Source organism: Nocardia sp. XZ_19_369 (assembly GCF_015355715.1).
Lineage (GTDB): Bacteria > Actinomycetota > Actinomycetes > Mycobacteriales > Mycobacteriaceae > Nocardia.
Map to the genome: position 1 here is coordinate 820,151 of NZ_JACVED010000002.1, position 9,627 is coordinate 829,777.

At 66.7% G+C, this 9,627-nt stretch carries 9 protein-coding genes; 6 read left to right on the forward strand and 3 right to left on the reverse strand.

Translation table 11 applies throughout. From position 1 onward, the window contains the following. Positions 1-70 precede the first annotated feature (70 nt). Genes IBX18_RS43075 through IBX18_RS09770 form a run of 3 tightly spaced genes read right to left on the reverse strand, consistent with a single transcriptional unit; the run spans position 71 to position 4,658 of the window. A complete protein-coding gene (locus IBX18_RS43075; protein ID WP_194833381.1) occupies positions 71-2,677 on the reverse strand; it encodes an FHA domain-containing protein in 2,607 nt (868 codons plus the stop codon). Then, positions 2,674-3,117 carry a hypothetical protein gene (locus tag IBX18_RS09765; RefSeq protein WP_107656639.1) on the reverse strand — a complete coding sequence of 148 codons (444 nt, stop codon included), beginning with the start codon at positions 3,115-3,117 and terminating at the stop codon, positions 2,674-2,676. Before IBX18_RS09765 ends, IBX18_RS43075 begins: the two co-directional genes overlap by 4 nt. Then, the gene (locus IBX18_RS09770) at positions 3,117-4,658 is read right to left on the reverse strand and encodes a hypothetical protein (protein ID WP_194833382.1); all 1,542 of its coding nucleotides are present in this window, start codon (positions 4,656-4,658) and stop codon (positions 3,117-3,119) included. Before IBX18_RS09770 ends, IBX18_RS09765 begins: the two co-directional genes overlap by 1 nt. 205 nt (positions 4,659-4,863) lie before the next feature. Here IBX18_RS09770 and IBX18_RS09775 point away from each other — a divergent pair, with 205 nt between their 5' ends. The 6 genes from IBX18_RS09775 (at position 4,864) to nuoE (ending at position 9,627) form a co-directional block, all read left to right on the forward strand. Next, the gene (locus tag IBX18_RS09775; RefSeq protein ID WP_107656637.1) at positions 4,864-5,259 is read left to right on the forward strand and encodes a response regulator transcription factor; all 396 of its coding nucleotides are present in this window, start codon (positions 4,864-4,866) and stop codon (positions 5,257-5,259) included. 515 nt (positions 5,260-5,774) lie between these two features. After that, positions 5,775-6,143 carry an NADH-quinone oxidoreductase subunit A gene (locus tag IBX18_RS09780; protein WP_228540775.1) on the forward strand — a complete coding sequence of 123 codons (369 nt, stop codon included), beginning with the start codon at positions 5,775-5,777 and terminating at the stop codon, positions 6,141-6,143. 50 nt (positions 6,144-6,193) lie between these two features. Further along, the gene (locus IBX18_RS09785; RefSeq protein ID WP_107656636.1) at positions 6,194-6,748 is read left to right on the forward strand and encodes an NADH-quinone oxidoreductase subunit B family protein; all 555 of its coding nucleotides are present in this window, start codon (positions 6,194-6,196) and stop codon (positions 6,746-6,748) included. Next, entirely contained in the window at positions 6,745-7,518 is a 774-nt protein-coding gene (locus IBX18_RS09790; RefSeq protein WP_194833383.1) for an NADH-quinone oxidoreductase subunit C, read from the forward strand. The genes IBX18_RS09785 and IBX18_RS09790 overlap by 4 nt, the downstream gene beginning before the upstream one ends. Beyond that, positions 7,518-8,852: an NADH dehydrogenase (quinone) subunit D gene (gene nuoD, locus IBX18_RS09795; protein WP_147127976.1), complete on the forward strand. Its 1,335-nt coding sequence runs from the start codon at positions 7,518-7,520 to the stop codon at positions 8,850-8,852. Before IBX18_RS09790 ends, nuoD begins: the two co-directional genes overlap by 1 nt. A gap of 31 nt (positions 8,853-8,883) precedes the next feature. After that, a complete protein-coding gene (nuoE, locus tag IBX18_RS09800) occupies positions 8,884-9,627 on the forward strand; it encodes an NADH-quinone oxidoreductase subunit NuoE (RefSeq protein ID WP_194833384.1) in 744 nt (247 codons plus the stop codon).

A 9,627-nucleotide genomic window follows, 5' to 3' on the forward strand; every position in this document is an offset into this window, starting at 1 on the left:
TGTCAGAAAGAGTGCGGCGAGGCCGGATACGCCGGCAACGTATCCGGCCTCGCCGACGATGACGGGCGGATCAGAGTTGACCGTGTTGCGAGTCGAAAGTGGCTACGCGGCCGCCTAGTTGGATCTGGGCGCCGGGGGTCAGCTTGACCGGGTGGCCGGGGATGGCGCGGGTCCAGTCTTGGTGGCCGGGTTGGCGGATGTGGGTGCCGTTGGTGGAGCCGCCGTCGACGACGGTGACGTCCCAGTCGATGAGGCGGATCTCGGCGTGCGCGCGCGACATTCCACCCGAGTGGTCTTCGATGCGGACCGGGCGGGCACCGCGGGCGACCGCTTCTGCGTGCTCGGGTTCGCGACCGAGGACGCAGTCGTTGTCGAGGACGAACGAGGTGCCGTCGTCGAGCAGCAGCAGACCGAGCGGCGGACGGATCCCGTCGGTGAGTATGCAGGTCAGCTGATCCATTCGGATACCGCAGACCGCGCAGAACGACACCCGCGGATCATTGAGATGGTCACGCGCACACTTGAATCCCTTGACCACGACACCGCGCGACTCGGCCACGACGCCACCGTCACGGACGCGGGGCGCCAGCGCCTCACCGGGCACCACGGTCTCTTCGAGATCGGCATCGCGAGCCGCAGGGTGGTCCGGAAGAGGTTGAGCCGCAACGGGTTCAGGGCGAACGATGCCAGGCTGCGCGCCGCTGTGCGCCACACTCTCCGGCTGTCCCGCGCCTACCGGCTTGGACAACCGCGGCGTACTGGGCGGCAACACCCTGTCGTGCGGCTGAGCCGGGCTGACCGCCGGAGAACTTCCGCTCGACTGCTCGGCGACCACGTCCGCCGGAGGGACATGCGGGCCACGCAGGACCGGACGTGCCGATGAAGAGCTTCCACTCTGCGACTCAGCAACCCCACCCGCCAACGGAATCTGCGTGCGCGGCGGCGTCATGGAGGACGGCGACGCACCAGCGCTTTCGACGGGCAGCTCACCGCTTGCTGACCCCGCAGCACCGGAAGAGTGCGGCGTATTCGAACGCGGCGTATGTGCCGATTCGCTGCCGTAGCGCGCATCCGAGGGTGGCGCCTGCTGTGCCGATTCGCTGCCATAGTGCGGCGCATCCGAGCGGGGCGCGTGATGTGCCGACTCGCTCCCGTGGCGCGGCGGCTCGCCACCTGCCGAGCCCGCCGCATCGGACTCCCGCGACACCGCTGATGGGCTGTACTGCTCGGTCACGGCATCCGCGAGATCGTCCCGCTTCCGCAGATCCGGAGCCCGTTGCGGCGAAAGACCACGTTGCTGCTCCATACCGGTCCGCCCTGCGGGATCAGGCTCTCGCGACCCCAACGAAGCGCCGTAGTACTCCGTGCCGACATCCGCGATACCGTCCCGCTGCCGCAGATCCGGCACCTGTTGTGGCGCAACACCATATTGCTGCTCAATACCCGGCGACCTGGAGGCTTCAGGCTCTCGCGACACCGGCGACGTGCTGTAGTACTCGGCGCCGGCATCCGCGATGTCGTCCCGCTTCCGCAAATCCGGCACCTGTTGCGGCGCAACACCATATTGCTGCTCAGCACCGGTCCGCCCCGCGACCTCAGGCTCTCGCGATACCGGCGAGGTGCTGTAGTACTCCGTGCCTGCGTCCGCGATATCGTCCCGCAGATCCGGAACCTGCTGCGGCGCTACACCATATTGCTGCTCGACACCCGTCGACCCGGAGGCCTCAAGCTCTCGCGACACCGGCGAAGTGCTGTAGTACTCCGTCCCGGCGTCCGCGATATCGTCCCGTTTCCACAGGTCCGGGGCTTGTGGTGGCTCGCCACCGGGCAACTCGTCTTTTAGCGGCTCAGCATCATGTCGCTGTCCAGCCCCGCGCTGCTCCTCGAGCCCATGTGGCACCTGGCCTCCGGTAGGTGTCTCGGCGCTGTGCTGTTGCCGAACCCCGTGCTGCTCCTCGAACCCGGACCGCGGCTGCACACCGAACTGCGGTTGCGCGCCGTGCGGCTGCGCAACCCCGTGGTGCTGCTCGAACCCGCGCTGCGGATGGCCCTCGATCTCCGGCTCGAACCCGCGCAGCGGAACACCCTCCGCACCAGTGACAAGACCTCCCGCACCAGTGGCAAAACCACCGGCACCAGTAGCAAGACCACCCGCACCGAACCACAGCACCACCGCACCCCCCGGCGCCGTACCCTCCCCCAACGCGAAAACCCCACGCTCAGGCAACCTCTCAGCCACCTGATCCACCTCATCCACGAACAACCCCACCCCAACCCCCGGCGCAGGCGTCACCACCCGATCGACAGTGAACCCCGCCTCCCGCCCCCGCAAGATCTCCAACCGCTCCACCCCACCCAGCACCGCCGTCACCCCACCGTGCAGAAACACCGCGACCCCACCGTCCCCCGGCGTGATCACCCCGAACTCGACCGCCTCCTCATCCCCGTTCTCCAACCCCATCAACCAGTTGGTGGCCAACCGCGCCACCGTCCGCCCGCTGCGCCGCGGCTCGTTGGAGGTCGCCTGCCGCACGATCCCGAGCAACGCCGTCATCGCCCGCGCCGCCACCGAATCCGCGCTCACCGCACTCGCGTCCCGGTGCGCGACCAGCACGACCACACCCCCGCTACTCGCCACCAGGTGACGCCCGGGAAGAACCTCGATCTGCCTGCTCACACGAACCTGCCGCCCTGGAATCGCCACCGATGGAACACCACGCGCATCGGCCCGTTGACGATCAGCCAGAACACGATCCAGGTGAGGATGAACTGGATCAGGAAGGCGGTGAGCGACGGACGCAGTGACTCGGGCAGCACGATGGTCGTGTACCGGACGAGCACCCACATGAGCGCCCCCTCGTTGACCATGGTGAGAAAACCGAACAGCGTCGGCCAATCCTTTTCCCAGCGGAACTGTTGCAGGAAATGGTAGAGCAACTCCCACAGCACCCCGACCAGAACGGTGCCGAGCAGGATCGACAGCGTCACCCGGTAGGCCTGCCCGAGACTCAGTGATCCCGTCGGCAGCAGCGGGGTGATGATCAGCGCAACGAAAAACCCGATCACGCTCAGCGCGAGCACCCGGGTCTGGATTCGCCCGTTCAACGTCGGCAGCATCAGATCCTCTTGTTCATGACCCAGGCCCACCACTGGCTCGTCGAGCGCAGCGGACCCATCCGCTTGCAGAACCCCAGCGCCGCAAGATCGTCCGCGATCTCCTGCGCGGCGATCTGCAAGCCGAGAAAGGTGTCCACTCCGACGAACGGCCCGCCCAGTGTCGCGCTACCGGATGCATAGATGCGCCCGATGCCACTTCGGGTGCCGATCAGTTCGAAGGTGGTGTCGACGTCCAGCCGCCCGACCGGATTACGGCCCGCACCAGCATGATCCAGCAGGTCCGCCAGCAACCGATGCTCACGGATATCGGCTTCGAGTCCGGTGCAGTCGATGATGTAATCGACCGTCGTGTCGAACGGCTGCGTCGGCGGGGGCACCGGCAGTTCGGCGGTCGGGTCCGGGATGATGGTGGCGACGACACCTTGTCGCCCCGCGGCGGGCCGCGGCGCACGCATGGTCCCGGCCATCACCTGATACCACCCCTGCTTGCGCCCGCGCCGCAACTGCTCCTGCCACCGATGCCGGATCGGCGTGTTCGTCCCGGAGATCTCCTTGTACGCCGCCGCCCGCTGCTCGCCTTGCAGGGTGCGCATCTTCTGTTTGAGCTGCCCGCCCCACACCGACTTCGGATAGTTGAACCCCTGATACGCCCAGCCGTCGGACCCCTTGCGCCGGTTGAACACATTCTTGCCATGCGACTTGGCGACATAGGTGCGGAACAGATGCAGGATCTGCGTGTTCAACTGCAGCCGATCCCGGTCGTCGATGAGCCGCTGCAACACCCGGCTGGCCACGATCCCGCTACCGCGAATCAACACCGTCCCCGGCCTGCGCTGCAACGCCTGATAAACGTGCTCGTGCGGCTCGTACGCGTTCACCACCCGCGTCGGGTCGCGATGCGTCTCCCGATACTCCTGCAGATCGGGCAGCAGCTTCAGCCCCGGATACCCCACGGCCACATGCACATACGTGCTGCGAAACGCCACCCGCTTGGTCGGCGTGGACCCCGCAGCCGGGGTGAGAATCGTGAAATAACCCCCACCGTGCCGCTTGCGCACCATGCGAACCTGCCCGCGATGCAACGAGCTCGCATACCCGATGCGGTGGAACTCCCGCTCCATCCCGACGAACGCCTGCCCCGCCCGCGGCGTGTAGTAGTTCGCGAAGATCGGTTCCACGAACACATTCCACAGCGGTTTGATCGACTTGTCCGCGATCGCCTCCCGCACCGCGTACGACGGAAAGCCCCACATGTTGTCCGGCTCGGACGCCGAATCACTGCGCAACCGCTCGCCGCGCGGGATCTGTGACCCTCGGGTCAGATACTCGTACGACGCCCACGGATGTTCCTGCGGCCCGAGCACCGCCATCGACTGCGCGGGCACCCCGAAAATCCGCAGCGTGTCATAAATGACGAAGGAGCCGATCCCACTGCCGATCGTCACGAACGGCACATCCACCACCGGAATCCCGGCTCTGTCCAACATTTCATCGGCCCACACGTCGGTATCGACGAGGGCCTGGGTGAGATCTCCCCGCATTTCGGGCACTTTACCGGCCCGTTCTTACCGATAGCTTGCGATCCGCTGGCCCCCGGACCGGTGAGTGGCACATCGCTGCGGCAAACCGCGAGAGGCCCGCACGCTGGTGTGCCACTCACGCGCCGACGTGCCGCTTCGCGACGCGCGGGATCGGATCTGCCCGAACATGCCACGGCGGCCGGGCTTTCGGAAGTAGCATGCGCTCGTGGCTGACTCACTGCGGGTCCTCGTGTACAGCAACGACGCCGATACCCGGCGCCAGGTGATCCTGGCGCTGGGAAAACACCCGCACCCGGAACTACCTGAATTCGACTACCTCGAAGTGGCCACCGGCCCCGTGGTGATCGAGCACCTGGACGCGGGCGGCATCGACCTCGCCATCCTCGACGGTGAATCGGCGCCGACCGGCGGGCTCGGCATCGCCAAGCAACTCAAGGACGAAATCGAGCACTGCCCACCGGTGCTCGTGCTCACCGGCCGCCCGGACGACGCCTGGCTGGCCAAGTGGTCGCGCGCGGAGGCCGCGGTCTCGCATCCGATCGACCCGATCCGGCTCACCGAGGCGGTCGTCGGCGTGCTGCGCAACCGCTCAGCAGCCTGACTCCTTACCCTCGTTTGCCGCAGTCATTCATACAGACTGCACATTAATCCCCCGCTGACGGAAGTGGTCGCCGGAGCCGATCGAGTTCCGGCACCTACGCGGCTGTAGATCGGCGTGCGTGAGCACGCCGATGTCGCGAAACCCGACCCGCCGCAAGTGCGCATTCACTGCCGAAATCCGCACGGACAACGTCGTTTTCGCAGCACAGACTGACCGGTCAACCAACGTCACGTGACAAGACCCCGGATTACCCCCGTTTCAGTCATAAATCGACGTCGCGAATTCGATCAAACGCAGCAGTCAAACCTCGAGCACTCAGAGCGATCAGTTGTAGGCTGTGCCCTAGCTCACAGGAGCGCGGGTACCAGCCCTACCCGCCTCGAGCAGGCCATGAGGCGCGTCTGGCCGAGGCGGACAACGACGTCAGCCCGCCTCGGAAGCTGCCGTCCGGCAACGGACGACCCATCCGCGGGCTCCAGCTGGCAAGGAGGGGAAGTGCAGTCGTGAATATCGAGATGCCCACTCTTGTATTAGGCGCGGTCGCTGCGGCGTTCGCGGTGTTCACCATCATCATGGCGGCCCTCGTCGGCCCGAAACGGTACAACCGAGCCAAGCTCGAGGCGTACGAGTGCGGTATCGAACCGACACCGCACGCCATCGCGGGCGGCCCGGGAAACGTGACCGGCCAACGCTTTCCGGTGAAGTACTACCTCACCGCCATGCTGTTCATCATCTTCGACATCGAGATCGTGTTCCTCTACCCGTGGGCAGTCCACTTCGATGCGCTCGGTCTCTTCGGTCTCGCCGCGATGGCGTTGTTCATCTTCAACGTCTCCGTGGCCTACGCCTACGAATGGCGGCGCGGTGGGCTCAGCTGGGAGTGATTGCCGCGCAACGTGTTCGGGCGACGAGTGGAAGTGAAGGTTAGTCGGATATGGGGTTAGAGGAAAAGCTGCCCAGCGGTTTTCTGCTGAGCACGGTAGAGGATTTCGCCGGTTATCTGCGTAAGGGTTCGGTGTGGCCGGCCACCTTCGGTCTGGCCTGCTGTGCCATCGAGATGATGGCCACCGGCGCAGGCCGTTTCGACATCGCCCGCTTCGGCATGGAGGCGTTCCGCGCCTCGCCGCGGCAGGCCGATCTGATGATCGTCGCTGGCCGGGTCAGCAACAAGATGGCGCCGGTGCTGCGCCAGGTCTACGACCAGATGACCGAGCCGAAATGGGTGCTCGCCATGGGTGTGTGCGCGTCCTCGGGTGGCATGTTCAACAACTACGCCATCGTGCAGGGCGTGGACCACGTGGTGCCGGTCGACATCTATCTGCCCGGCTGTCCGCCGCGGCCGGAGATGCTGCTGAACGCGATTCTGGCACTGCACGCCAAGATTCAGGAGATGCCACTGGGCGTCAATCGTGAAGAGGCCGTGAAAGCCGCCGAAGCAGCGGCGCTGGCCTCGACCCCGACCATCCGGATGGAGGGTCTGCTGCGATGACGTTCGACTCCCCCGACAACACCACCACCGCGCACGACGAAATCGACGCGGCGGCCACGGCAGGCCCGGAAGGCACGCTGCCCAGCGAGGACGATCAGCAAGCGCCCGGCGCCGAGGTGATCGGCGTGCGCCGCGGCATGTTCGGCGTCACCGGCACCGGCGACACCTCCGGCTACGGCGGCCTGGTCCGCCCGGTCACCCTGCCCGGCAGCACACCGGCGCCCTACGGCGGCTACTTCGACGAGATCGTCGACGCCTTGCGCGGCGCGCTCGACGCGGCGGGCACCCGGCTCGAGACCGTGCTGGAGAAGATCGTCGTGTTCCGCGGTGAACTCACCCTGCATGTGCACCGCGAGCACCTGGTGACCGTCGCCCAGGTGTTGCGTAACCATCCCGCACTGCGTTTCGAGCTGTGCCTGGGCGTCAGCGGCGTGCACTACCCCGAGGACGCGGGCCGCGAACTGCACGCGGTGTACCCGCTCATGTCGATCACGCACAACCGCAGGCTGCGCGTGGAGGTGTCCGCCCCCGACGCCGACCCGCACATTCCCTCGCTGTTCGGGGTGTACCCGACCACCGACTGGCACGAGCGGGAAACCTACGACTTCTTCGGCATCCTCTTCGACGGGCACCCCTCGCTCACTCGAATCCTGATGCCCGACGACTGGAACGGTCACCCCCAGCGCAAGGACTACCCGCTCGGCGGGATCCCGGTCGAGTACAAGGGCGCGCGGATACCGCCGCCCGACGAGCGGAGGGCTTACAACTAATGAACGAGATCGAGACCCGGCCCGACGTCGCAGGCGACGCTGGGCCGGAACCGACTGTGGTCACCGTCGCCGGCCAGGACTGGGAAGAGGTCGCCGACTCCCTGCGCGGCGCGGGCGAGGAACGCATCGTCGTCAACATGGGCCCGCAGCACCCGTCGACGCACGGCGTGCTGCGGCTCATCCTCGAGATCGAGGGCGAGACCGTCACCGAGGCGCGCTGCGGCATCGGCTACCTGCACACCGGTATCGAGAAGAACCTGGAGTTCCGCAACTGGACCCAGGGCGTCACCTTCGTCACCCGGATGGACTACCTGTCGCCGTTCTTCAACGAGACGGCGTACTGCCTCGGCGTGGAGAAGCTGCTCGACATCACCGACGCGATACCCGAGCGGGTCAACATCATTCGGGTCATGCTGATGGAGTTGAACCGGATCTCCTCGCACCTGGTGGCGCTGGCCACCGGCGGCATGGAGCTCGGCGCGCTCACCCCGATGCTGTTCGGCTTCCGGGAACGCGAACTGATCCTCGACGTCTTCGAGACCATCACCGGCCTGCGGATGAACCACGCCTACATCCGGCCGGGCGGCCTGGCCCAGGACCTGCCCGACGACGGCGTCAGCAAAGTCCGGGAACTGCTGGATCTGATGCCGAAGCGGCTGCGCGACATGGAGCAGCTGCTCACCTCGAACCCGATCTGGAAGGCCCGCACCCAGGACATCGGCTACCTGAATCTGCAGGGCTGCATGGCCCTCGGGATCACCGGACCGGTGCTGCGCGCCACCGGCCTGCCGCACGACCTGCGCAAGTCGCAGCCGTACTGCGGGTACGAGAACTACGAATTCGACATCCCCACCACCACGGGCTGTGACTGCTACGGCCGCTACGTGATCCGGGTGGACGAGATGAAGGAGTCGCTCAAGATCGTCGAACAGTGCCTGGACAAGCTGCGCCCCGGCCCGGTGATGGTCGACGACAAGAAGATCGCCTGGCCCGCCGACCTGCAACTGGGCCCGGACGGACTCGGCAACTCCGCCAAGCACATCGGCAAGATCATGGGCACGTCCATGGAGGGCCTCATCCACCACTTCAAGCTGGTCACCGAGGGCATCCGGGTGCCGGCCGGTCAGGTGTACACCGCCGTCGAGTCGCCGCGCGGCGAGCTGGGCGTGCACATGGTGAGCGACGGCGGCACCCGGCCCTTCCGGGTGCACTACCGCGATCCCTCGTTCACCAATCTGCAAGCGGTAGCGGCGACTTGCGAGGGCGGCATGGTCGCCGACGTGATCGCCGCGGTCGCCAGCATCGACCCGGTCATGGGCGGAGTGGACCGATGAGCGAGCGCGCCATCGCCAGCGAGGAGCAGTCATGAGTATCGACCGCATACCGGCGGACACCGGCACCGCAATCCTGCTCCGGCTCACCACCCGGCCCGAGCCGTATCAGCCGTTCATCCGCGAACGGCTGGAGCTGGACGCCAAGGAGATCATCGCGCGCTACCCGGAGCCGCGGTCGGCGTTGCTGCCGCTGCTGCACCTGGTGCAGGCCGAGGAGGGCTGCGTCACCGGCACCGGCATCGACTTCTGCGCCGACCAGCTGGGTTTGACCGGCGCCGAGGTCACTGCGGTGGCCACCTTCTACTCGATGTACCGGCGCACCCCGACCGGCGACTACCACGTCGGCGTGTGCACCAACACGCTGTGTGCGGTGATGGGTGGCGACGCCATCCTCGCCACGCTGGAGCGGCACCTGGGCATCGGCCACGGCGACACCACCGCCGACGGGAAGGTCACCCTCGAGCACATCGAGTGCAACGCGGCCTGCGATTTCGCCCCGGTGGTCATGGTCAACTGGGAGTTCTTCGACAACCAGACCCCGGAATCGGCTCGGGCCCTGGTGGATTCGCTGCGTGCGGGTCAGCAGGTGACGCCTACTCGCGGCGCACCGCTGTGCACGTTCAAGGAGACCGCGCGCATCCTGGCCGGCTTCCCCGACGAGCGCCCCGGCGTGCTCGACGGCGCGGCGGGCGAGGCCACCCTGGCCGGACTGCGGGTCGCCCAGCAGCAGAATTCCGAAAATGCAGCGCCGCAACAGAATTCGGAGGGCGCCTGA